At 64.2% G+C, this 22,139-nt stretch carries 21 protein-coding genes; 12 read left to right on the plus strand and 9 right to left on the minus strand.

Translation table 11 applies throughout. The features are described 5' to 3' along the window. Positions 1-40: 40 nt before the first annotated feature. The 4 genes from OOZ51_RS01135 to OOZ51_RS01150 all read right to left on the minus strand — a co-directional run bounded on the left by OOZ51_RS01135 (position 41) and on the right by OOZ51_RS01150 (position 3,085). On the minus strand, positions 41-1,651 hold the full coding sequence (locus OOZ51_RS01135) for a phytoene desaturase family protein (RefSeq protein WP_265977050.1): 1,611 nt from the start codon (positions 1,649-1,651) through the stop codon (positions 41-43). A gap of 163 nt (positions 1,652-1,814) precedes the next feature. Next, positions 1,815-2,117, minus strand: coding sequence for a hypothetical protein (locus tag OOZ51_RS01140; protein ID WP_265977051.1), 303 nt, complete (start codon positions 2,115-2,117; stop codon positions 1,815-1,817). Between the two features lie 36 nt (positions 2,118-2,153). After that, entirely contained in the window at positions 2,154-2,378 is a 225-nt protein-coding gene (locus OOZ51_RS01145) for a DUF3107 domain-containing protein (RefSeq protein WP_265977052.1), read from the minus strand. A gap of 50 nt (positions 2,379-2,428) precedes the next feature. Continuing rightward, positions 2,429-3,085: a TetR/AcrR family transcriptional regulator gene (locus OOZ51_RS01150; protein WP_416346330.1), complete on the minus strand. Its 657-nt coding sequence runs from the start codon at positions 3,083-3,085 to the stop codon at positions 2,429-2,431. An 85-nt stretch (positions 3,086-3,170) separates the two neighbouring features. Between OOZ51_RS01150 and moeB the strand changes: the two genes are divergently transcribed. Both moeB and OOZ51_RS01160 read left to right on the plus strand, forming a co-directional pair. Further along, complete coding sequence (moeB, locus tag OOZ51_RS01155; protein ID WP_265977053.1) at positions 3,171-4,370, plus strand: molybdopterin-synthase adenylyltransferase MoeB; 1,200 nt, start codon at positions 3,171-3,173, stop codon at positions 4,368-4,370. Between the two features lie 33 nt (positions 4,371-4,403). Beyond that, positions 4,404-5,396: an SDR family NAD(P)-dependent oxidoreductase gene (locus tag OOZ51_RS01160; protein ID WP_265977054.1), complete on the plus strand. Its 993-nt coding sequence runs from the start codon at positions 4,404-4,406 to the stop codon at positions 5,394-5,396. Positions 5,397-5,547: 151 nt separating this feature from the next. On the opposite strand, the gene OOZ51_RS01165 is transcribed toward OOZ51_RS01160, so the two are convergent. After that, a complete protein-coding gene (locus OOZ51_RS01165) occupies positions 5,548-6,876 on the minus strand; it encodes a glutamyl-tRNA reductase (RefSeq protein ID WP_265977055.1) in 1,329 nt (442 codons plus the stop codon). Between the two features lie 148 nt (positions 6,877-7,024). Here OOZ51_RS01165 and hemE point away from each other — a divergent pair, with 148 nt between their 5' ends. The 10 genes from hemE to OOZ51_RS01215 all read left to right on the plus strand — a co-directional run bounded on the left by hemE (position 7,025) and on the right by OOZ51_RS01215 (position 18,425). Next, positions 7,025-8,167, plus strand: a complete 1,143-nt coding sequence (gene hemE / locus OOZ51_RS01170) for a uroporphyrinogen decarboxylase (protein ID WP_265977056.1) — start codon at positions 7,025-7,027, stop codon at positions 8,165-8,167. Positions 8,168-8,172: 5 nt separating this feature from the next. Beyond that, a complete protein-coding gene (gene hemG / locus OOZ51_RS01175) occupies positions 8,173-9,657 on the plus strand; it encodes a protoporphyrinogen oxidase (RefSeq protein ID WP_265977057.1) in 1,485 nt (494 codons plus the stop codon). Between the two features lie 72 nt (positions 9,658-9,729). Further along, positions 9,730-10,431 carry a hydrogen peroxide-dependent heme synthase gene (gene hemQ, locus OOZ51_RS01180; RefSeq protein ID WP_265977058.1) on the plus strand — a complete coding sequence of 234 codons (702 nt, stop codon included), beginning with the start codon at positions 9,730-9,732 and terminating at the stop codon, positions 10,429-10,431. Between the two features lie 65 nt (positions 10,432-10,496). Next, positions 10,497-11,672 (plus strand): ferrochelatase, encoded by a 1,176-nt coding sequence (locus OOZ51_RS01185; protein WP_265977301.1) that lies wholly within the window; start codon positions 10,497-10,499, stop codon positions 11,670-11,672. Then, positions 11,669-12,673, plus strand: a complete 1,005-nt coding sequence (hemC, locus tag OOZ51_RS01190) for a hydroxymethylbilane synthase (protein ID WP_265977059.1) — start codon at positions 11,669-11,671, stop codon at positions 12,671-12,673. The genes OOZ51_RS01185 and hemC overlap by 4 nt, the downstream gene beginning before the upstream one ends. 19 nt (positions 12,674-12,692) lie before the next feature. Further along, positions 12,693-13,586 (plus strand): uroporphyrinogen-III synthase, encoded by an 894-nt coding sequence (locus OOZ51_RS01195; protein ID WP_265977060.1) that lies wholly within the window; start codon positions 12,693-12,695, stop codon positions 13,584-13,586. Then, positions 13,583-14,563, plus strand: a complete 981-nt coding sequence (hemB, locus tag OOZ51_RS01200; protein WP_265977061.1) for a porphobilinogen synthase — start codon at positions 13,583-13,585, stop codon at positions 14,561-14,563. Before OOZ51_RS01195 ends, hemB begins: the two co-directional genes overlap by 4 nt. Beyond that, positions 14,563-15,639 (plus strand): LLM class flavin-dependent oxidoreductase, encoded by a 1,077-nt coding sequence (locus tag OOZ51_RS01205; protein ID WP_265977062.1) that lies wholly within the window; start codon positions 14,563-14,565, stop codon positions 15,637-15,639. Before hemB ends, OOZ51_RS01205 begins: the two co-directional genes overlap by 1 nt. An 89-nt stretch (positions 15,640-15,728) precedes the next feature. Further along, the gene (hemL, locus tag OOZ51_RS01210; protein WP_265977063.1) at positions 15,729-17,048 is read left to right on the plus strand and encodes a glutamate-1-semialdehyde 2,1-aminomutase; all 1,320 of its coding nucleotides are present in this window, start codon (positions 15,729-15,731) and stop codon (positions 17,046-17,048) included. A gap of 36 nt (positions 17,049-17,084) precedes the next feature. Further along, the gene (locus tag OOZ51_RS01215; protein WP_265977064.1) at positions 17,085-18,425 is read left to right on the plus strand and encodes a glycoside hydrolase family 3 N-terminal domain-containing protein; all 1,341 of its coding nucleotides are present in this window, start codon (positions 17,085-17,087) and stop codon (positions 18,423-18,425) included. A gap of 116 nt (positions 18,426-18,541) precedes the next feature. On the opposite strand, the gene OOZ51_RS01220 is transcribed toward OOZ51_RS01215, so the two are convergent. From OOZ51_RS01220 to OOZ51_RS01235, 4 genes are all read right to left on the minus strand, one after another. Next, the gene (locus tag OOZ51_RS01220; RefSeq protein WP_265977066.1) at positions 18,542-19,279 is read right to left on the minus strand and encodes an amino acid ABC transporter ATP-binding protein; all 738 of its coding nucleotides are present in this window, start codon (positions 19,277-19,279) and stop codon (positions 18,542-18,544) included. Further along, positions 19,276-20,040, minus strand: coding sequence for an amino acid ABC transporter permease (locus tag OOZ51_RS01225; RefSeq protein WP_265977068.1), 765 nt, complete (start codon positions 20,038-20,040; stop codon positions 19,276-19,278). The genes OOZ51_RS01220 and OOZ51_RS01225 overlap by 4 nt, the downstream gene beginning before the upstream one ends. A gap of 18 nt (positions 20,041-20,058) precedes the next feature. Next, positions 20,059-21,012 (minus strand): ABC transporter substrate-binding protein, encoded by a 954-nt coding sequence (locus OOZ51_RS01230; RefSeq protein ID WP_265977069.1) that lies wholly within the window; start codon positions 21,010-21,012, stop codon positions 20,059-20,061. A gap of 343 nt (positions 21,013-21,355) precedes the next feature. Then, complete coding sequence (locus OOZ51_RS01235) at positions 21,356-22,066, minus strand: 3'-5' exonuclease (RefSeq protein WP_265977070.1); 711 nt, start codon at positions 22,064-22,066, stop codon at positions 21,356-21,358. Between the last annotated feature and the right edge of the window lie 73 nt (positions 22,067-22,139).

The raw sequence follows: 22,139 nt of genomic DNA on the forward strand, positions 1-22,139 counted from the left end.
ACGTGGGGGGAGAAAGTGGCGTTGACGAACTCGGGGGAACCTATTGCATCGTGTCCCGCAGATTGTTCCTATTGATTGGCGGGTCCTCTAGGACTGCCATCGCAGCGTTGTGGCCGCCGAGTCCGCTGACTCCGCCGCCGCGCCTGGCACCGGCACCACAGAGAAGAATGCGCGGGTTGCTGGTGTCGACACCCCACCGTTCGGCTGCTGTATTTCGGGGGGCGTCGTCCTCCAGGAACGGCCACTGTAGGGGCCCGTGGAAGATGTTGCCTCCCGTCATGTTGAGGGCATGCTCAAGGTCCAAAGTGGTCTTGGTTTCAATGCATGGCTTGCCCGTGGCGTCTTTGAGAATAAGGTCCTCGATCGGCTCAGCCAGCACCGAATTCAAGGAACGAAGCACGGCGGCCTGGAGCCGGTCTCGGCTGGCATCGTTGTTTTCTTCGTTGATCCAACGGTCAGGAGTGTGCAGCCCGAACACGGTGAGCGTCTGAGCTCCGGCAGCGGTGAGTTCAGGCGAGAGGATGCTTGGGTCCGTCAGCGAGTGGCAGTAAATTTCGCAAGGTAGGGGGTCAGGGATGGATCCTTGAAGGGCTTCGTGGAAGGCACTCTCAAGCCTGCCGTAGCCTTCGTTGATGTGGAAAGTTCCTCCGAAAGCTGCCTCGGGGCGCACTGATTCGTCATGGAGCCTCGGGAGCCGACTGAGCAGCAGGTTGACTTTGACTTGAGCGCCTTCGGGCCGGGCGATTTCCTCATTGTTGTCATCCCCCAGCAGCCCGCGCAGCACCCAAGGAGCCACATTGACCAGAATGCGCCCGCCTTCGACCACATGTTCCTCATCCTGTAGGCGATAGCGAACGTCGCCATCTGCGGAGATTGAGATGACTTCGGCCCCGGTGACCAGATCTGCACCGGCAGCTCTGGCGGCCCGCTCCAGTTCACGGGAAACAACTCCCATGCCACCGATCGGGATGTCCCAGTCACCTGTTTCATTTCCGATCACGTGGTAAAGGAAACACCGGTTGGCCTCCAAAGACGGGTCGTCCAGTGAGGTAAACGTCCCGATAAGTGCATCGGTCGCTAGGACACCGCGTACGAGGTCGTTTTCAAATCGCTGGACAATGGCCTGGCCGAGGGGCTTTTCGATGAACTCTCCCCACAGGGCGTTGTCGTCGAGCATTTTCCGGGCCTCTGAGCGGGTCGGCAGCGGCCCGCAGACGGTCGGGAAAAGTGCTCGTGCCAGACGTTCCGTGTCTGTGTTGAAGCCCCTCATGGCGTCGAAATCCGTGTCGGTGCCGCCGCCAACGCGGCCGAAGGACAGGCGGGTGGCATCAGCGTCGCCACTGTCGATGAGCAAACCGCCGGTGGTATCTCCGGGGATGGGCGTGTAGGAGGAGTAGCGCCGGCGGGCGAGCTCGATATCCAGCCCCAGATCGTCGATGATCTGTTTCGGGAGCAGGCTCACGAGATACGAATACCGCGACAGTCGGGCGTCGACTCCTTCAAAGGCCGCGGCAGATACTGCCGCGCCCCCTAGGTGGTCTTCACGCTCGAGCAGAAAGACACTTTTGCCTGCACGCGCCAGATAGGCCGCTGCAGTGAGACCGTTGTGGCCTCCGCCAACAATTACCACGTCGTAAGGAGTCTTGATCATGGCCAAACGGTAGGCAGACAGCTCGATTTTCTAGTACATAAGGTGGCGACTCGTAAGAGATTTGTGTCCTTAGGCCTTGAAAATATGTGACTAGCATCACCATAGACCGAATATCCCCGTTTTGTTACTTTCGCTCGGTTCAGGGACAGCCCGGCCCGGAAAGTCAGAGCCGCAGGGCTGCCGTCAGCTGCGCGGTGTCGTGCCGGAACCGATGGCGGCCCAGCAAGAACGCGACAGCTGCGGCCGCCGCAGTGCCCAGAATGATGGGCAAGACCCACGGGATCCAGGTCACACCGGGCTGGTAGCCAAAGCCGAGCTGGATGAAGACCATCCAACTCAGCATGGCGGCAGCTACCGAAACACAGGCGGGGACGGCGATTCCGTACGTGCCACGATGTTTGTCATTTCCCCAAACAATGAAGCCTGAACCGAGAGTGGCTAGCGCCACGATGACAAGTGAGAGCATGCGGACTCCTGGCTCGCTGGTGTTCTGAGATAAAGCTTAGAGGGCGCCGAAACCGACCCTGCGGACTTCCTCAGCCCCGATCTCAACGTAGCCGAGGACGTTGCCGGGCACGATGACCTGGCGGCCTTTCTCGTCGGTGAGCCGAAGGTCCGTGCCATTGGCAATGGCGTCGCTCACGATCTTGGCAACAGCCTCGGCATCCAGAGCGGATTCAAGCGCGATCTCACGGCCAACGTTCTGAATGCCGATCTTTACTTCCACAGCAGGGCCTCCCAGCCAATCAAGAAATTACTCAGTCCTCTATTTGTAGCCTAGGACTCTTTGGGGAAGCGACTGATTCCGCGCCAAGCTAAACGGTAGATCAGGTCGCTGGCGACATCGAGGTCCAAATCGCCATCGGTTTCCAGCCAATAGCGGGCGCTGACCTGCGCCATTCCTGCCAGGCCCCTGCCCAGCAACTGGGCCTCCAGCGGGGGTAGCTTGGTGTCTTCGGCAATCACCTTGGCGACGGCGTCGGCAAACGTGCGGTTGAAAGTTTCAAGCCGGGAACTGACGTCGGGGTCATTGATGAGATCGGATTCGAAAACGAGCCGGTGAGCCTGGTCATCTCCCGCGATGAAGCGGTAGTAGGCACGCATGACGGCCTGGACGCGTTCCTTGTTGTCAGAGGTCGAATTCAGTGCCGTGAGCATCTGGTCCGTGAGCATGGCCAGATGGCTGTCCAGGAGTGCCATGTACAGCTCCCGCTTCGACGGGAAGTGTTGGTACAGCACAGGCTTGCTGACATGGGCAGTCTCGGCGATTTCGTCCATGGCTGCGCCATGGAAGCCGTTGGCAACAAACACTTCCAGGGCGGCGTTCAGGAGTTGGGCCCGGCGTTCATCGCGTGGCAGCCTCGCCGAGCGTGGCGAACCGGTCCGGTCTTGCTTGACCTGTGCCTCCTGTTTGATACGTGCGCTCTCAGCCACTTGTCTGCCGCCTTTCCTTTGCAGTTATGACCACAATACTGCGCAGTAATATGACCGGGCGGCACCGGCAGGCATACTTTGGAGTATGGCCACTACTTTTGCTGCCCAAACGTTGCCGTCCTCACTGCCGCCCCTCGTGGAACCGGCCGGAGAGCTGACCACCGAAGAGGTAGAACGCTACTCGCGCCACCTCATTATTCCCGAAATCGGGGCGGCCGGTCAGCGTCGGCTCAAGAACGCGAAAGTGCTCGTGATAGGTGCCGGTGGATTGGGCTCACCCGCCCTGCTTTACCTGGCCGCAGCCGGGGTCGGGACACTTGGCATTGTGGACGACGACGTCGTCGACCTCAGCAACTTGCAGCGCCAGGTCATCCACGGGGTGGCCGACGTTGGCCGGCCGAAGATTGAATCGGCGCGGGACGCCATAAAGGAACTCAACCCGCTCGTGAACGTCCAACTGCACAATGTGCGCTTGGACTCTTCCAACGCTTTGGAGCTCTTCGCCGGCTACGACCTCATCCTGGACGGCGCGGACAACTTTGCCACCCGGTACTTGGTGAACGACGCTGCCGCCATTCTCGGCAAACCCTATGTGTGGGGATCCATCTTCCGCTTTGACGGCCAGGTCAGCGTGTTCTGGGAGAAGCACGGCCCCAGCTACCGCGATCTCTATCCGGAGGCCCCTCCGGCTGGATCTGTCCCGTCCTGCGGCGAAGGCGGCGTGTTCGGCATGCTGTGCGCCGCAGTCGGTTCACTCATGGTGACGGAGGCAATCAAGCTGATCACCGGCGTCGGGCGCTCCATGCTGGGGCGGGTAGCGCTCTTTGACGCGCTTGGCGGCAGTTGGCGCGAAATCAAGGTTTCCAAGGATCCGGAGGCCGCGCCGATCACCGAATTGACCGACTACGAGGCATTCTGCGGGTTTACCCCTGCGCCTCCAAGTGACTCGATTCGGACGGTCACGGCCGCCGAGCTCTCCGCCATGCTCGCGGCCCGCGCGGCGGGGGAGCGCGACTTCGAACTGGTGGACGTCCGCGAGATTGGTGAACACGAGATTGTGAACATCGACGGCTCGGTGCTCATCCCACAGGGACGGATCCTGGCGGGGGAGGCCTGGACGGAGCTTCCGCAGGACAAAGAGATCGTGTTCCATTGCAAGGGCGGCACCCGTTCGGCCGCGGTGCTCGCGGCAGCGCAGCGTGCCGGTTACACGCGCGTCAGCCATCTCGACGGCGGGATCCTGGCTTGGGTGCGCGACGTCGAGCCCGGCAAGCCGGTCTACTGACCCGACAGCGTACTGAACACGAAAGGCCCTGACATGAGCGAGGATTCCATGACAACACCGCAGCACCCGGTCGGATCGGGATTCGGCCACGGTTCCACGGCATCGGACGTGCTCGCCGGGGTGGACCTCCACGGTAAAACGGCCATCGTCACGGGTGGCTACTCCGGGCTCGGCCTGGAAACGGTACGGGCATTGTCCGCTGCCGGGGCGCGGGTCACGGTTCCAGCCAGACGGCCCGAGCACGCGAAAGAAGTCCTCGCCTCGGCCGGTCTGGGGCCGGAACAAGTCTCCGTGGAGGCTTTGGATCTGGCCGACCAGGAAGGAGTGAAGGATTTCGCGGCACGCTTCCTGGCATCGAACCCAACACTGAACATCCTGATCAACAACGCGGCCATCATGGCTAGCCCGGAGCAGCGCGTGGGCCCGGGTTGGGAATCCCAGTTCGCCACCAACCACCTGGGCCATTTCACGCTTCTCAACACGTTGTGGCCCGCGCTGGCGGCTGCCGGCTCGGCCCGCGTCGTGGCCTTGTCCTCCACAGGACACAAACTCTCGCCGATCCGCTTCGAGGACATCAACTTCGAGACTGGCTACGACAAATGGAAGGCCTACGGCCAGGCAAAGACGGCCAATGCGCTGTTCGCCGTGGAGCTGGACCGCCTGGGCCGGTCTTTCGGCGTGCGGGCCTTTGCGGTCCATCCCGGAGGCATCATGACCGAGCTGCAGCGCCACCTGCCGCGGGAAGAGATGGTTGCTGCCGGGTGGATGGACGCCGAAGGCAACGTCAGGGAGGGTTTCAAGACTCCGGAGCAGGGAGCCGCCACGTCCACGTGGGCAGCCACATCACCGGCGCTGGAGGGCATGGGCGGGGTGTATTGCGAAGACTGCGATATCGCCAACCCCACGGACCCGGCCTCGCCCCTGGCTCGGTACCAGGGCGTCGACGCGCACGCCGTGGATCCGGAATCTGCACAACGGTTGTGGGCCGTCTCCGCCGAAATGACGGGCGTCAACGCGTTCGCATAGGAACCCGCGGTTCGCGAACCACCACCACGAGGGACATGCTCATTCGCGGTTATTGCCACTGGACATAACCCTGTTATGTCCAGTGCTAGCGATCATGGCAGAGCATGCTCCAAGTGAAGCGAACCGCCGGGGGCGGGCGGCGTCGCGTGTGCTACGCGCTTTCAGCCTGCTGAGGTGCCTGTTGGTGGTCCACAGGGCATTCAGCTGCCGGAGCCGCGGCAACAGGCTGCTCCACCTGGATGCCGTACAGCGCCTCGAGTGCGGCCACGTACTCGTCCTGCTGGCCGTTGGCAGCAAGTTCCCGAGCGCGGACCGTGGGGATATGCAGCAATTGCTTGACCATGCGGCGGAGGGCGAACTCCACTTCTTCGGCCGCAGCGGTGCAGCCATGCCGTGCCCGGACTTTCTCCATTTCGGCGTCGAGGACGCTCATGGTGTGGCGGCGGAGCGCCACAATGGCCGAGTCAACAGAGCGGGCCTCCCGCTCTTGTTCGAAGGCCGCTGCTGCGCCGGACACGATAGTGCTCGCTTGTGCAAGCGACTCCGCCTGCTCCTGCGGTGCTGCCAAGCGGACGGATTCGAGCGTCAGGAGCTCGACGCCGTCGAGCTCGCCCACTGCGGGGTCGAAATCGTGGGTGAGCGCGAGATCGATCGCAATGAGCGTTTGAGGGGACAATGCGCGGACCCGGGCAAGCTCCGCGGCCTCGACGCGCGTGTCCGATCCGCTGCAGCCGATCATGACGTCCGCAGCGGCGACGGCGGCAGGAAGGGTCTCGGCGTCGAGCGCGGTTCCGCCGCGGGTCGCCACGAAAGCCTCGGCCCGGCCGGAGGACGAATAGACCGACACATCGGTGCAGCCCCGCTCGCGAAGAAGTGACATGGTGGCTCCGGCGTAGGCGCCGGTTCCGAAGACTACGACCTTCTTGGTGCTCCAGTCGGCGTTCTCCGAGAGATCCGTGGCGAGGTCCAGGGCAACGGAAACGATCGACAGGCCACGCGAACCGAGGGCAGTCTGGGCCCCGACGTCCTTGGCGGTCTTGGAAGCGGCCTGGAACAGCCGGACAAGTCCTGAACTTGCGGTTCCTTCATGCTGGGCAGTGATGAGGGCGCGGCGCACCTGTCCAGCGATTTCGCGTTCGCCCACGACGGCGGAGTCCAGTCCGGCGCTCACGGCAAAGAGGTGCCTGCTGACCTCCGGCCCGGTGCGGGTGCTGAAGGCGCGTGAGACGAGTTGCTCGTTGAGTCCGCTCAAGCCACTGATCTGCGTGACGAGCGCCGAGCGCGCGGCTTCGAGGTTCTCGACATGCGGCGTTTCACCATAGATTTCGTAGCGGTTGCAAGTGGCCAGGACCACGGCGCCGGAGACAAGTTGGGAGTCGGCCAAAGCGGACGAGGCAACCTCGGATGAACCGTTGCTCAACTGAGCGACGGTTTCAAGGTCGATGTCGGCGTGTGTAGCCACCAATGAGAAAAGAACCACAGCAAAGCAATCATAGCTTTTTCGGCGCCATGTAGAACAACGCACGGCAGTGGTTCTCCGCACTGCTTGGAGTGACGCCCGCCACGTCCCATGGTGTGGGACAGGCTGTCGTTATCTTTTGGGCCCGATCTTCGGCACAATCGAAGGCATGACTTCCAGTTCTGCACTGCCCCACTCCGTGTCGGCCAACTCTGTGTCGGCCGACGGCGCTTCCGGCATCGTCGCCTCAAGCCTTGACGCAAACCACCCGCTCATGGATGGCCGCACCGCAGACTCGCCCCTCATCCAGGCCTATCGTGGCGGCAAGCCGTCCCGTCGCCCGGTGTGGTTCATGCGCCAGGCCGGCCGATCGTTGCCGGAATACCTGAAGGTCCGTGAAGGCGTTGCGATGCTGGACTCGTGCCTGCGTCCCGAGCTCGCCTCGGAGATCACGTTGCAGCCTGTCCGCCGCCACGACGTTGATGCAGCGATCTTCTTCTCCGACATTGTCATTCCCCTCAAGCTGGCGGGAGTTGGTGTAGACATCGTGCCCGGCGTCGGGCCCGTCCTGGACAAGCCCGTCCGCACCGCGGCCGACGTCGCCGCGCTGCCGCAGCTGACGTGGGAAGCCCTTGAACCGATTCGCGAAGCCGTACGCCTCACGGTGGCGGAACTAGGTGCCACACCGCTGATCGGCTTCGCGGGTGCACCGTTCACTCTCGCTGCGTACATGGTGGAAGGCAAGCCGTCCCGGGACCACCTCGGTCCGCGCACCATGATGCACGCCGATCCGGAGACCTGGACCGCCCTGGCCAATTGGGCCGCGGATGCTTCCGGAATGTTCCTTCGCGCCCAACTGGAAGCCGGTGCGTCTGCCGGGCAGCTGTTCGACTCCTGGGCAGGCTCCCTAGGGCTGGCTGACTACACCAAGTACGTTGCTCCTGCCTCGGCCCGTGCCCTTGACCACGTTCGCCACCTCGGCGCGCCGCTGGTCCACTTCGGCACGGGAACGTCCGAGTTACTTGTCGCCATGCGCGACGTCGGAGTGGACGTTGTGGGCGTGGATTACCGGCTGCCGTTGGACGAAGCGAACCGACGCCTGGGCGGCACCGTCCCTCTGCAGGGCAACATCGACCCGGCGCTCCTTTCCGCGCCGTGGGACGTCCTGGAAGCGCACGTCCGTGAGGTGATCGCCGCCGGCTCCGCGGCCCCGGGCCACGTACTTAACCTTGGCCATGGCGTGCCGCCGGAGACAGACCCCGCAGTCCTGACCCGGGTTGTGGAACTCATCCACTCGATCCCGGCACGGTAGCCGGAATGCGCGGGGCACACCCAAAGCCCGAACACCCCCTTCCCGAGACATCACAAACCGGGCTGACGGCCGTCGTCGTGGGCGGCGGTATTTCCGGCCTCCTCGCGGCACGCGGATTGGCCAAAGCGGGAATCACTGTCACGGTGCTCGAAGCGAGCGACGCGTGGGGCGGTTGCGTGGGAAGCCATACCGTGGCCGGCCTTGAGCTGGACAGCGGCGCCGAGTCCTTCGCCACCCGGTCCACCGCAGTGGCCGATCTCGCCCGCGAACTCGGGCTCGGTGACAACATCGTCGCTCCACATCCGGGGGGCGCCTGGGTGCAGTTGCCTGACGGCCCGCAGGAGCTCCCCAAGACCGGGGTGCTCGGAATTCCCGCGAATCCCTGGGACCCGGAAGTCCGCCGCTCCTTGGGTCTCGCCGGTTCCTTGAGGGCCTCTCTTGACCGCTATTTGCCCGCATCAGTGGGTACCTCGGCCGCGGTCACGAGCGTCTCTGCGTTGGTCCGCGCACGGATGGGCAAGCGGGTGCTCGAACGGCTTGTGGCACCTGTGGTGGGCGGAGTGCACTCTGCCGATCCCGGACTGCTCGACGTCGACATGGTGGCCCCCGGCCTCCGTGCAGCGTTGCGTGAGCACGGTTCGCTTGCTGCTGCGGTGGCCAGTCAGCGCAAGGCTGCTTCGGGACAGGCTGCTTCAAAGCAAAACGGAACGGGCGAGGCGAAGGCCGGATCCGCCGTCGGCGGCTTGAAAGGCGGGATGAACACCCTGATCGCCGCCCTCGTCGCGGAGCTTCGCTCTCAAAGTGTCACCCTGATTTCCGGTGCCCGGGTGGATTCCATCGCCCGCACCGAAAGCGGCTGGCAGGTTTCCACCGCACACAAAACGTACGACGCCGGGCGGCTGGTGGTGGCGCTGGACGGTCCGGCCGCCGTCGGGCTCCTGGAGAAGGCACTTCCGGAGCTGTCCGGGTTGCGTCCCGCGGCGGGCCCGCTGGTGAGCTTGGTGACCTTGGTGGTTGACGTGCCCGAACTGGACCGCCGCCCCCGCGGTACCGGGATCCTGGTGGCACCGCAAACCGCCGGAATCGAGGCAAAGGCCCTGACACATGCCACGGCCAAATGGGACTGGCTGGCCGAAGAAGCGGGCCCGGGCACGCACGTGCTGCGCCTGTCCTATGGGCGGGGCGAAGGGGCGGACGCCCCTGAATCGGCGGCCGCGCTGGATGACGATGCTCTGTTTGAGGCTGCGCTCCGCGATGCCTCGACGTTGCTGACCGTGCCGATTGTCCGCGAAGACGTGCTCGATTGGGACGTGGTCCGCTGGGCGGGTGCCTTGCCGTTCGCCGCGGTCGGTCACAAACAGCGGGTTGCCGAGGTGCGCCGCGTCTGCTCCGAAGCCGAGGGGCTGGCGATTGTGGGCGGCTGGCTCGCCGGAAACGGCCTGGCTGCGGTAGTTGCCGATACTTCTGCGCAAATCGACGCAATATTGTGAAATGCACCACTTCTACGTCTTGTAGAAGTGGTGCATTTCGACTTAGTGGCATCCACGGGGCAGACTTGTACCATGAGCCACACTTCTGCCGAATCTGTCACTAAAACTGCCGAATCCGAAGAGCAGTTCTTCACGCTGTGGACCGTCTTCAAGCGGTTGGGCGATGCCCTGCGCAGCGCCGATGCCGTCCAGGATTTCGAGCAGCTGGCTGCCAAGCTCGCCGAGGACGGCGTGGTCCTCCGCGGAAGCTACGACGTCTCCGCCATGCGTTCCGACGCCGACGTCATGGTGTGGCTCCACGGGGCCAAGCCCGAGGCCCTGCAGCAGGCCGTCCGTGACATCCGCCGCAGCGCGCTATTCGCCGGCACCGAGATTGTCTGGTCCGCCATGGGCGTCCACCGTGAGGCCGAATTCGCCAAGAACCACGTTCCGGCTTACGCCCGCGGCGTCGAACCCAGCACTTGGCTGTGCGTCTACCCGTTCGTCCGTTCCTACGAATGGTACATCCTGCCGGCCGAAGAGCGTGGCAAGATGCTGCGCGACCACGGCATGCTGGGCCGCGACTTCCCGCAGGTCATCTCCAACACTGTGTCCTCCTTCGCCCTGGGCGACTGGGAATGGATCCTCGGCCTGGAAGCTCCCGAGCTTGTTGACCTGGTCGACCTCATGCGCCACCTGCGGGCCACCGATGCCCGCAACCACGTGCGCGAAGAAATCCCGTTTTACACCGGCCGCCGGATCACCGCCGCGGAGATCGCCGAGGTCCTCGCGTGAGCGGCCGCCACTCCACCGGGCCAGCCAGCCTCACTGAGGTCAATGACGTCACCGAGGCCGGGCGCATGGCTCCCAAAGAGTACGACGCCGTGCTCCTCGCCTCTTTCGGCGGTCCCGAAGGCCAGGACGACGTCATTCCCTTCCTTCGCAATGTGACCCGCGGCCGCGGCATCCCCGATGAGCGCCTCGAAGAGGTGTCCCACCACTACCGCGCCTTTGGTGGCATCAGCCCCATCAACCAGCACAACAGGGACCTGAAGGCCGCACTCGAAGCAGAGCTTGCCGCCCGAGGCGTCAGCCTTCCGGTGCTGTGGGGCAACCGCAACTGGGATCCATACATTCCGCAGACGCTCCAGGAAGCCTACGACGCCGGCCACCGCAAGCTGCTCATGGTCACCACAAGCGCCTACTCCTGCTACTCCAGCTGCCGCCAGTACCGTGAGGACATCGGCATCGCGCTGACCGAGACCGGCCTTGACGGCAAACTCGAGGTGGACAAGGTCCGCCAGTACTTCGACCACCCCGGCTTCGTCGAGCCTTTCGTGGAAGGAACCGCGGCGGGGCTCGCAGAGGTACGGTCGAAACTGGCCGCAGCCGGCCTCGAGGACGCTCCGATCCACATCCTGTTCGCGACCCACTCCATTCCAACCCGTGACGCCGAAGCCGCCGGGCGTTCGGACGCCGAGCCGCGCGAGTTCGAGCAGGACTCGGCCTACGTGGCCCAGCACCTGGCGGCAGGCGCCGAGGTGGTTCGTCGGGTTGAAGCCGAATCCGGGCTCACCGCGCCGTGGTCCCTTGTGTATCAGTCCCGCTCAGGCGCCCCGCATGTTCCCTGGCTTGAGCCGGACATCAACGATGCCCTCGAGGAATTGGCCGGGCAGGGGATCAAAGGTGTTGTCATTGTTCCCCTCGGCTTCGTCTCTGACCACATGGAAGTGGCGTGGGACCTGGACACCGAGGCACTGGAAACCTGCAAGAACTTCGGGCTAGCCGCCACCCGGGTTCCCACCCCGGGTACCCACCGCAAGTTCGTCTCCGGCCTGGCGGACCTCATCTGTGAGCGGACGGTAGCCAACAACATCGCCGATCGCCCGGCCATGACGGGATTGGGTCCGTGGTACGACGTCTGCCGGCCCGGTTGCTGCGCCAACTTCCGCGGCGAGAAGCCCACGATTGCGGGTGCAGACACCACCGTCGGGACCGGCCATGATGCCTACCCCGCAGGAGAAAGCGCGAAATGACCGTCCGGATCGGTACCCGCGCGAGCAAACTCGCGCTCACCCAGAGCCAGCAGGCAGCTGACCAGCTGGCCGCCGTCGGGGGCTTTCCCGTGGAACTGGTGCGCATCAAGACCGAAGGCGATGTCCGGACGGGCTCCCTGTCCCAGATGGGCGGCACTGGCGTGTTCGTCGCCGCTCTTCGTGACGCGCTGTTGGCGAACGCGTGCGACGTCGCTGTGCACTCCTTGAAGGATCTCCCCACGGGTGCGGCTCCAGGACTCACGATTGCCGCAACGCCCAAACGCGTCGACGTCCGGGACGCCTTGTGCGCCCGTGACGGGCTCAAGCTGGCGGATCTTCCGGCAGGCGCAAAGGTTGGCACCGGATCGCCGCGCCGCGCCGCCCAGCTGCGCGCCGCCCGCCCGGATCTCGACGTCGTGGACATCCGCGGCAACGTGGACACCCGGCTGGGCCGCGTTCCGGGGCTCACCGGCAACGCAGAAGATGCACCCGGAGACCTCGACGCCGTCGTCCTCGCCGCGGCGGGACTGGAACGGATCAGCAGGCTCGACGTCGTGACTGAATTTTTCGAAACGGACGTCATGCTTCCCGCGCCGGGGCAGGGCTCGCTCGCGATCGAGTGCCGCGCGGCGGATGCTCCCGGACAGGCCGGCTCGCTCGAGGGTTCCCAGGGCGCCCAAAGTACCCAAAATGCCCTCGCCCAGGCCCTCGCCGCCCTGAACGACGAGGACACCCGCCTGGCCGTCACCGCGGAGCGCGCCGTATTGGCCCGACTCGAAGCCGGTTGCGCTGCCCCCGTGGGCGCCTATGCCTACCGCAAGGGCAGCATGCTGTACTTGGAAGCCGTTGTCTGTGCCGTGGATGGGAGCAAAACCGTACGGGAGAAGAAAGCCACGGACGGCCTCACTGAGGTGGGCGCCACGTTGCTGGGAATCGAAGTCGCTGAGCTCCTGCTTGCTGCGGGTGCTGCGGACATCGCAGATCTTGCCGCTTCCCGATAACCGGAGCCAACAGGAGACCATGGGACGGCACAGCGCGGTGAAGTCAGGGGAGACCCGGGCCCTTGAAGGCGCCCGGGTCCTTGTGACGCGCAGTCCGGACCGTGCAGCGCCGCTCGTCGCTGCCCTGCGGGAAGCTGGCGCCGAACCGCTCCTGCTTCCGTTGATCGACTTCGAGCGTGCCCGGGACCAGCATTCGCTCGAGGTTGCGTTGGACGCCCTCCGCGCGGGTGCATATGACTGGCTCGTGGTCAGCAGCATTACCACTGTGCGCGCCCTGAAGGAAAAAGCGGCCGAACGCCGCATGGAGTTGAAGGAACTGATTCCGGACTCGGTCATGGTCGCAACGATTGGCCCTTCGAGCCGACGAGTCCTCGAAGCGGAGGGCATCCGTGTGGACCTCGCGCCGGAGGATGTCCAGTCTGCCGCAGGACTCGTCGATGTTTGGCCCACAGGCTTTGTCAGTGTGCTGTTGCCGCAAGCGGACATCGCCGGTGCAGTGTTGGCGGCGGGGATCGAAGCCAAGGGAGCCGTGGTCCAGACCGTCACGGCTTACCACACCGTGGACTACCCGGCGGACCCCGAATGCCGGCTTGCGGCTGCCTTGCTCTCGGCGAACGGCTGGCAAGCCGGGACGGCACTGGGTGCCCCGGAGCTCAGTCCGGCAGCCGCCAAAGCCGAGCTCTCCAGCGGCCGGCTCCACGCCGTCGTCGCCGCCTCGCCCAGTGCAGCGCGCCGCATCCATGCCGCACTTGCACCGCTGGAAGACTGCCGCTTCATCGCGATCGGGCGCTCGACGGCGGCAGAGGCTGCCGCTCTCGGCCTCCCGGTTGCCGCAACCGCCAAGGAACCCACACCCGCCGGGATCGTGGCCGCCCTACGCACTGTATTCGCAAGCGAAAGGAACGAAAGTTGAGCTTTCCAAACCACCGGCCCCGCAGGCTCCGCACCACGCCCGCCATGCGCCGGATGACGGCTGAACACCGGCTGGCGCCCGCGGACCTCATCTTGCCGGCCTTTATTCGCGAAGGGCTTAGCAAGCCGGCTCCGATCACTTCCATGCCCGGCGTCGTGCAGCACACCACGGACTCGCTGAAGCGCGCCGCTGCGGAAGCCGTGGAACTCGGTGTCAGCGGAATCATGCTTTTCGGTGTTCCCGCAGTCCGTGATGCCCGCGGCACCGCTTCACTGGATCCGGACGGCGTGCTGAACAAGGCCATCCGCGATGTCCGCTCCGAAGTGGGCGATGACCTGGTGGTCATGGGCGACGTGTGCCTGGACGAGTTCACGGACCACGGCCACTGCGGGGTCCTCGACGCCAACGGTTATGTGGACAACGATGCCACCCTGGAGATCTACGCCCAGATGGCCGTGGCGCAGGCCGAGGCCGGCGCCCATGTCCTGGGACCGTCCGGGATGATGGATGGCCAGATCGCCGTGATTCGCCAGGCCCTGGAAGCTGCCGGACACCAGAACACCGCGGTCCTCGCGTACGCGGCGAAGTATGCCTCGGCCTTCTACGGCCCATTCCGCGAGGCCGTGGATTCGCAGCTCAAGGGCGATCGCCGCACCTACCAGATGGATGCTGCCAACCGCCGGGAAGCCATCATCGAGGTGGAACTCGACCTCGAAGAGGGCGCGGACATGGTGATGGTCAAGCCGGCCATGAGCTACCTCGACATTCTGGCCGACGTCGCGGCCATGAGCCCGGTTCCCGTGGCGGCCTACCAAATCTCCGGTGAATACGCCATGATCGAAGCGGCTGCCGCAAACGGCTGGATCGACCGCCGCGGCGCCATCACAGAATCCGTGCTCGGCATCAAACGGGCCGGCGCCGACATGGTGCTGACGTACTGGGCGTCCGAGCTTGCCGGCTGGCTCAAGGAGTCCTGATGACCGAAACCGGTTCCACTCCCACAGCCCCGGTGGGTCCTACGGAGATCCTCCTCGGACTGAACACCTTCGGTGACGCCGGGGTGGACGCGGATGGCAACCCGAAACCGCACGCCCAGGTTTTGCGGGAGCTGCTGGTGGAAGCGGAACTGGCGGACGCCGTCGGGCTTCACGCCTTTGGCGTGGGGGAGCACCACCGCCGCGACTTCGCTGTCTCAGCGCCCGAAGTGTTCCTCGCGGCCGCAGCCGCCCGCACATCACGGATCAGGCTCGGTTCTGCCGTCACCGTCCTGAGTTCTGATGACCCCATTCGGGTCTTCCAACGCTTCTCCACCGTTGATGCACTCTCCAACGGCCGGGCAGAAGTGATGCTGGGCCGTGGCTCCTTCGTGGAATCCTTCCCGTTGTTTGGCTTGGACCTGGCAGATTACGAAGTCTTGTTCGAGGAAAAGCTCGATCTCTTCGACAAGGTCCGGGCGCAAAAGCCCGTGCATTGGGAGGGCCGCACCCGGCCAAATGTCAACGGAATGAGCGTTTTTCCGCCGCTGGAACATCACTTGCTGCCAACGTGGATTGGTGTGGGGGGAACTCCTGAGTCGGTGCTGCGCTGCGCCCAATACGGCTATCCGATCATCTTCGCAATCATCGGTGGAGAGCCGCGCCGTTTTGCCCCGCTGGTAAACCTGTACCGCGAGGCAATGGGGAAATACGGACACCCCATGCAGCAGATCGCCACGCACTCGCCCGGCCACGTCGCTCCGACCGACGAGCAAGCCCGCGAAGAGTTGTTCCCGCACTGGTTAGCGCAGCGCAACCGGATCGGCGCTGAACGGGGTTGGGGCCCGGCCAGCAGGGGCGAGTTCGACGCCATGTGCGGTCCCGAGGGTGCCCTGTATGTCGGTTCCCCGGAAACCGTCGCCCGGAAAATCGTGCTGCTGAAGCAGAACCTCGGCGTGGACCGTTTTGACCTCAAATACAGCAACGGAACCCTGCCCCATGAATCCATGATGCGCTGTATCGAACTCTTCGGCACTGTAGTAGCCCCTCTGGTTAGCGAACTGCTCGCTGTCCCTTGAACGCACCTGAACGCGCGCCTAAACCGCCGTTGCCTGAACCGCTCTCGCCGGCGTCTGGACCGCCCCGAATCCCTGAAAGAATGGAAGCCATGACTTCAAACACCCCTGTCTCCGACCAGCTGTTCGACCGCGCCCGTTCGCTGATGCCCGGCGGCGTCAACTCCCCGGTGCGCGCATTCGGCTCCGTGGGCGGCAACCCGAAGTTCATGGTCTCCGCACAGGGTCCCTACCTGACCGATGCGGATGGTCGCGAGTACGTAGACCTCGTATGCTCCTGGGGTCCGGCACTGCTGGGTCACGCGCACCCGGCCGTGCTCGGAGCCGTCCACGCCGCCGTGGACCGTGGCCTGTCCTTCGGTGCTTCGACGCCGGACGAGGCAAACCTCGCCGCGATCGTCAAGGAACGCGTCTCCGCCGTCGAGCGAATCCGCATGGTGTCCACGGGTACGGAAGCCACGATGACCGCGGTGCGCTTGGCCCGCGGATTCACTGGACGCAACCTGATAGTGAAGTTCGCCGGCTGCTACCACGGCCACCTCGATGGACTCCTCGCCGCCGCGGGCTCGGGCCTCGCGACCATGGCGCTGCCCGGTTCGGCCGGCGTTACGGAAGCGGCCGCGGCTGAAACGCTCGTCCTTCCATACAACGACCTCGCCGCTGTGGAAGCCGCCTTCGCTGCCCACGGAAACAACATCGCGGCCGTCATCACTGAGGCTGCTCCTGCCAACATGGGCGTAGTCACGCCGAACGAAGGCTTCAACGCCGGGCTCTCCCGCATCACCCGCGAACACGGCGCTCTCTTGATCCTGGACGAGGTCCTCACCGGCTTCCGCACCGGCTACGCGGGCTACTGGGGCCTCACGGGCCGCCAGGAAGGCTGGGTGCCGGACCTGCTGACCTTCGGCAAGGTGATCGGGGGCGGCATGCCGACGGCGGCCCTTGGCGGACGGGGCGACGTGATGGACTACCTTGCGCCCCTTGGCCCGGTGTACCAGGCGGGTACCTTGTCCGGGAACCCCGTGGCAATGGCCGCCGGCGTCGCGACCCTGACGCACGCTACGCCCGAGGTCTACAGTTTCGTGGATGCCCGCTCGCTGGAACTCTCCGCGGCACTTTCATCGGCACTGGACACCGCCGGCGTGGACCACTCGATCCAGCGCGCCGGGAACCTATTCTCCGTGGCCTTTGGTACGTCCGCCAACGGCGTCCACAATTACGCCGACGCGCAAGCCCAGGAGGTCTTCCGCTACGCGCCGTTCTTCCACTCCATGCTGGACTCGGGTGTCTACCTGCCGCCGTCGGTCTTCGAAGCGTGGTTCTTGTCCGCCGCGCACGACGACCCCGCGATGAACCGGATCTTCGACGCGCTGCCGGCCGCAGCCAAGGCAGCCGCGGAGGCGACTGCCTGACACGCGGCGTTTTCCCGATGTCTTGCAGCCTGCTCCGTGCGCCGACCGATGGGCCGGGAGCAGGCTGCGGACAATGATCGAATCGACAAGGCGATGATTCATCTGCTCAAGCCGTCCAGAATTTCACTGCTTGTCCTCATAGCCCTCATAGCCGGGGTGTTTTCCGGCATCGCGCGTTCTGATAGCCCGGACCGCGGACTGTTGGCGGGCGGGGATTCACCCCCGACGGCGGGTATTGCGCAGGCCGCTCCGATGCCCGTGTTTTCCACCCCTCCGGCGGAGGGATCGCCGTCTGCTTCTGTTTCCCCTGCTACGCCTACTGAGTTGCCGCCTCCTCCCCACCCGACGCCGGAGCAACGGCTCGCGGCCTTGACCCTGGAACAGAGGGTGGGGCAGTTGTTCATGGTGGCAGCCAAGGCCGATGGAGGCGATGCCAGCGCGGTGGCTGAGCTCCTGAACAACCATGTGGGCAACATCTATCTGGCCGGACGCAGCCAGGCGGGCGTGGCTGCAACGGCATCAGTAGTGGAGAAACTGAAGGCAGGCGTTTCGCCGGCTTCAACCCGTGGGTTGCCGCTTTTCGTCGCGACGGATCAGGAGGGCGGCTCCGTCCAAGTCCTGAGGGGACCCGGGTTCCTGCCTATTCCCGCCGCCTTGGACCAAGGAAAATCGAGCCCGGAACAATTACGCGCCGACGCACGGAACTGGGGGTCCGAGCTGCTGCAGGCCGGAGTGAATGTTGACCTGGCACCGGTACTGGATACGGTTCCCAGCCCTGAGTTCGCTCCCTCGAATAAGCCCATTGGTGCGTTCCAGCGCGAGTACGGCTTCACCCCGGCCTCGGTGTCCGAGCACGGGAACGCGATGGCGGCCGGGCTGCGGGACGCAGGGGTGGCGCCGGTGGTCAAGCATTTTCCGGGCATGGGACGCGTCAGCTTGAATACCGACGTCAGCGCCAACGTCCGCGACGCCGAAACCACCCGGAAGGATCCCTACCTCGCTCCATTTAAGGCTGCGATTGACGGAGGGCTCCGGTGGGTCATGATTTCGAACGCCTACTACGACAAGATCGATCCCGACCACATGGCGCCGTTCTCACCCGTCATCATGCGCACCATGTTGCGTGCAGACGCAGGGTTCACCGGAATCATCGTGTCCGATGACCTGTGCAACGCCGTGCAGCTGTCGCCTTGGAGCCCCGGGGACAGGGCAACGAATTTCATCGCCGCGGGCGGCACCATGGCTTTGTGCGCAGATACGGCCTCCGTTCGGGTGATGTACGCCCAGGTCCTGGAACGGGCGAAGACCGATCCTGATTTCCGCAAAACGGTCGATGCCGCGGCCTTGACCGTTCTTCAGGTCAAGGCCGGGCAGTAGGCCGGACGGCAGTAGGCCGGACGGCAGCAGGCCGGACGCGAAAATCCCCGGCTTCCAGACGATTCACCACCGCGCGCGGGTGGTTCGTCTGGAAGCCGGGGATTTCTTTGTAAGGCCTAGAGTACGTCCGAAAGGAAGCCCTTCAAACGTTCGGTTCGAGGCTCCGTGAAGAGCTGTTCGGGCGATCCCGACTCCACGACGATGCCCGCATCCATGAACGTCACGGTGTCCGACACGTTCCTTGAGAAGCCCATTTCGTGGGTCACCACCACCATGGTCATGCCACCCTTGGCCAGATCGGCCATGAGCGCGAGCACGCCCTTGACTAGTTCAGGGTCCAGGGCGGAAGTTGCCTCGTCGAAGAACATGACCTCGGGCTTCATGGCCAGCGCGCGGGCAATGGCCACACGCTGCTGCTGCCCACCGGAGAGATTGGCGGGCCGGGCATCGGCCTTGTGCTTGAGTCCGACGAGGTCCAGCTGTGCCAACGCCTCCTCGCGTGCCTGCTCCTTGGACATACCGCGCAGCTTCCGCAAAGCCAGCGTGATATTTTCCGCCACGGTCTTGTGGGGGAACAGGTTGAACTGCTGGAAGACCATGCCGATCCGCCGGCGCAGTTCATCCGGGTTGTCCTTGAGCACCGAACGGCCATCGAGCAAAATGTCACCCTGCTCGGGTTCGATCAGCCGGTTCATGACCCGCAGGAGCGTGGATTTCCCTGAGCCGGAGGGACCGATCACGGAAGCCGTGGTGCCCTTCTCGACATGCAGGTCGATTCCGCGCAGGACATGGTTGGATCCGAACGACAAGTGGATGTTCTTCGCGGTCAGCGTTCCGGAAACGAACTCGCTCATACGTGGGCTCCCTTTCCGACGACGGCGGCTACCTCGTCCGGTTCTTTCTTCTCCGGCCGGCCCGAGCGAAGACGGCGGTCAATCCAGTTCACGAAGTGAGTCAACGGAATGGTCAGCGCCAGATAGAAGATGGCTGCAGCGACATACCCTGAGAGGTTGCCGCTGCGGGCCGCGGCGTCCTGGCCGATCTGGAAGAGTTCACGTTCAGAAGACATGAGGCCCAGGGTGAAGACAAGGGAAGATTCTTTGATGAGGGCGATGAACTGGTTGACAAGCGCCGGCAGGACGCGGCGGACGCCTTGGGGCACGACGACGAGGCGCATCGAGGCGCCGTAGCCGAACCCCAAGGCGCGTGTTGCCTCAAGCTGGCCTTTGTCAACGCTCTGGATGCCGGACCGGAAGATCTCTCCAATGTAGGCGGCGGACATGAGCGACAGGGCAGCAATACCCATGGGGTACGGGCTTGAGATTCCGGTCAATTCCCGGACTATCGGGCCGAATCCCAGGCCGATAACGAGGATTGTGAGTACCGCCGGGAGCCCACGGAACACGTCTGTGTAAACCCGTGCGGCCCACCGTGCCACAGGATTGCGCGAGATGCCCATGAGAGCGAGCACCATGCCGAGCAGAGTCCCGATGACGCCGGAGATGGCGGCCAGCACAATGGTGTTAGGCAGGCCGACGGCGAACATCGAAGGCAGGACCTCGCCGATGACCTTCCAGTTGAGGAAGGTCTCGGCGAGCTGGTTCAGGTAATCCATGTGGCGCCTGTCAGTCGATTACTTCGCGGGAATCTGGACGGCTTTGCTGCCGGGCTTCCAGCCTTCAGGCGTTTGCTCCTTGAGGGTCGGGCGGTCCGTGTACCACTGCGCGGTGAGCTTGGTCCACGTGCCGTCGGCGATGACGGCATCCAGAGCAGTGTTGAGTGCGTCAACGAGCGGCTTGTTCTCCTTGCCAACTGCGTAGGCGGTGAAGTTCTGGGTGTTGACCTTCTTCTGGGCGATCGTCGTGCCATCGCCAGCCTTGACCTGGCCCTCGGCCTGCTGAGACGGGGCAACCCAGGCGTCCACCTGGCCGCTCTTCACATTGGCGTAGACGGTGTTGTAGTCCGGGAAGCGGACAGGCTCCAGCTTGAGCGTGTTGGTCACGAAGTCATCCTGGACCGTGCCCTGGACAACGCCAATGCGCACTCCCTGCTTGAGGTCGTCGAAGGTCTTCACCTTCGCCCCGTCCTTGGTCACGATGGCCATGTAGCCGAAGTCGTAGCCATTAGTGAAGGCGACGGTGTCGCGCCGGGCGTCAGTGGTGGAGATCGAAGAGGATCCGACATCGAATTGCTTGGTCTTGACCTGGGCCAGCAGACCCTGGAACTTCGTCGACACGAACTCCACCTTGAGGCCGAGCTTGGCCGCCATGGCCTTGAGAAGCTCGTTATCGTAGCCCGTGAAGTTGCCGTCCTTGTCGATGAAGATGTTCGGCGGCGCGTCCGAGAGGGTGCCGACCTTGATCGTGCCGTCCGTAATCAGGCCGAGCTTGGACTTGTCGATCTTGTCCAGCGGCGTCACGTCCTTGGTGGTGTACTTGTCCAGCGCCTGCTGGTTGCTACCAGCCAGGGCATCGCTCGGCGAGGCGCTGCTGGTGGTGCCCGCTCCGCCGCTGCAGGCGGCTAGGGAGACAACCAGGGCTGCAGCCACGGGGACAGCAGAGAACCACTTCAGGGCTTTGATTTTCATCAAGCAAATCACTTTCATCGGGGAACACGGCGTTCGTATCGAGATGGGCGGGGAACGCGGCCAAAGCAGGTTTGGGCCGCAATATCAGAACTCGACCCGCCAAACTTAATTATGTCATCAGCCTATTCGACGATGAATTGGCGACAATATGGCGCACCAATCCCAGAAACTCCGAATTAAATTCACAATTGATTCGCAATTACCACTGAAGTGCCGTGCCGTTCCGCATGAACAGGGAATTCGTGACTGACGTCCAGCTGGCATTCAGGCAGCAAAGGGCAATGTGACGTGCATCCCATCATTCGGACGCTTGGAGAAGCGTCCAGTCCGTGGACCTAGGCCTTTAGAAGTCTCCGCGGCTGGCATCTTCCGGGGGAAGCACCGGCCAATTGCCTTCAATGACAGCCGTTGGTTTGGTCTTGCGCAGGTAGGTCTGGAAATCGGCCGCCTGGGCAGCGGCCCAATCGACCTGGAGGTGGTGCAGCTTGGAAGCGGGCATCTGCAGCTTCGGGAATTTGCCGGCCATGGCATCCAGGACGCGCAGGGTGGCGAGGGCGTCCGCGGCGGAGGTGTGGGCGTTATCGAGGTTCACGCCGTATTCCTCGCACAAAGCTGTAAGGGTCCGCTTGCCCTTGCGGTACCGGTCAACCTGCTTGTTCATGACGTAGGGGTCAAGCACAGGGAAGCGGGTCAGTTGCGGCACGCCGTAGCGGGCGGACTCGGCGGCCAGGACCGTGAAATCATAGCTGGCATTGAACGCGATGATGGGCACGCCGTCGTCGAACAGTTCCTGGAGTGCGGCCGCAACCTCACGTGTGACCTCTGCGGCCGGACGGCCCTCGGCTCTCGCCTTCTCCGTGGTGATGCCGTGGATTTCACTGGCTTCCAAGGGGATCTCCACGCCAGGGTCCGCCAACCATTCGAGCTCCTTGATGACGCCGCCATCGTCATCCACGACCGTGACGGAAGCGGTGACGATCCTCGCGGAACGGGAGTTCCGTCCCGTGGTCTCAAGGTCGAACGCGGCACGGGGGAGGGTGTTCCAGGAGCTCATGCTTCAACGCTACCGTCGCCCTCCGACAAGAACCGGACCGACACACTCCCTCTGGGACGATGCGGCGGACTAT

This window comes from Arthrobacter rhizophilus (assembly GCF_026241105.1).
Taxonomy (GTDB): domain Bacteria; phylum Actinomycetota; class Actinomycetes; order Actinomycetales; family Micrococcaceae; genus Arthrobacter.

What these genes read in the sequence shown, in the direction of transcription:
- hemC (WP_265977059.1), top strand. Translation starts at nt 11,669, where the DNA reads ATGACCGTCCGGATCGGTACCCGCGCGAGCAAACTCGCGCTCACCCAG.
- OOZ51_RS01160 (WP_265977054.1), top strand. Translation starts at nt 4,404, where the DNA reads ATGAGCGAGGATTCCATGACAACACCGCAGCACCCGGTCGGATCGGGA.
- OOZ51_RS01140 (WP_265977051.1), bottom strand. Translation starts at nt 2,117, where the DNA reads ATGCTCTCACTTGTCATCGTGGCGCTAGCCACTCTCGGTTCAGGCTTC.
- OOZ51_RS01135 (WP_265977050.1), bottom strand. Translation starts at nt 1,651, where the DNA reads ATGATCAAGACTCCTTACGACGTGGTAATTGTTGGCGGAGGCCACAAC.
- OOZ51_RS01205 (WP_265977062.1), top strand. Translation starts at nt 14,563, where the DNA reads ATGACCGAAACCGGTTCCACTCCCACAGCCCCGGTGGGTCCTACGGAG.
- OOZ51_RS01225 (WP_265977068.1), bottom strand. Translation starts at nt 20,040, where the DNA reads ATGGATTACCTGAACCAGCTCGCCGAGACCTTCCTCAACTGGAAGGTC.
- OOZ51_RS01195 (WP_265977060.1), top strand. Translation starts at nt 12,693, where the DNA reads ATGGGACGGCACAGCGCGGTGAAGTCAGGGGAGACCCGGGCCCTTGAA.
- OOZ51_RS01220 (WP_265977066.1), bottom strand. Translation starts at nt 19,279, where the DNA reads ATGAGCGAGTTCGTTTCCGGAACGCTGACCGCGAAGAACATCCACTTG.
- hemG (WP_265977057.1), top strand. Translation starts at nt 8,173, where the DNA reads ATGCGCGGGGCACACCCAAAGCCCGAACACCCCCTTCCCGAGACATCA.
- hemL (WP_265977063.1), top strand. Translation starts at nt 15,729, where the DNA reads ATGACTTCAAACACCCCTGTCTCCGACCAGCTGTTCGACCGCGCCCGT.
- moeB (WP_265977053.1), top strand. Translation starts at nt 3,171, where the DNA reads ATGGCCACTACTTTTGCTGCCCAAACGTTGCCGTCCTCACTGCCGCCC.
- OOZ51_RS01230 (WP_265977069.1), bottom strand. Translation starts at nt 21,012, where the DNA reads ATGAAAATCAAAGCCCTGAAGTGGTTCTCTGCTGTCCCCGTGGCTGCA.
- hemQ (WP_265977058.1), top strand. Translation starts at nt 9,730, where the DNA reads ATGAGCCACACTTCTGCCGAATCTGTCACTAAAACTGCCGAATCCGAA.
- OOZ51_RS01185 (WP_265977301.1), top strand. Translation starts at nt 10,497, where the DNA reads ATGGCTCCCAAAGAGTACGACGCCGTGCTCCTCGCCTCTTTCGGCGGT.
- hemE (WP_265977056.1), top strand. Translation starts at nt 7,025, where the DNA reads ATGACTTCCAGTTCTGCACTGCCCCACTCCGTGTCGGCCAACTCTGTG.
- OOZ51_RS01235 (WP_265977070.1), bottom strand. Translation starts at nt 22,066, where the DNA reads ATGAGCTCCTGGAACACCCTCCCCCGTGCCGCGTTCGACCTTGAGACC.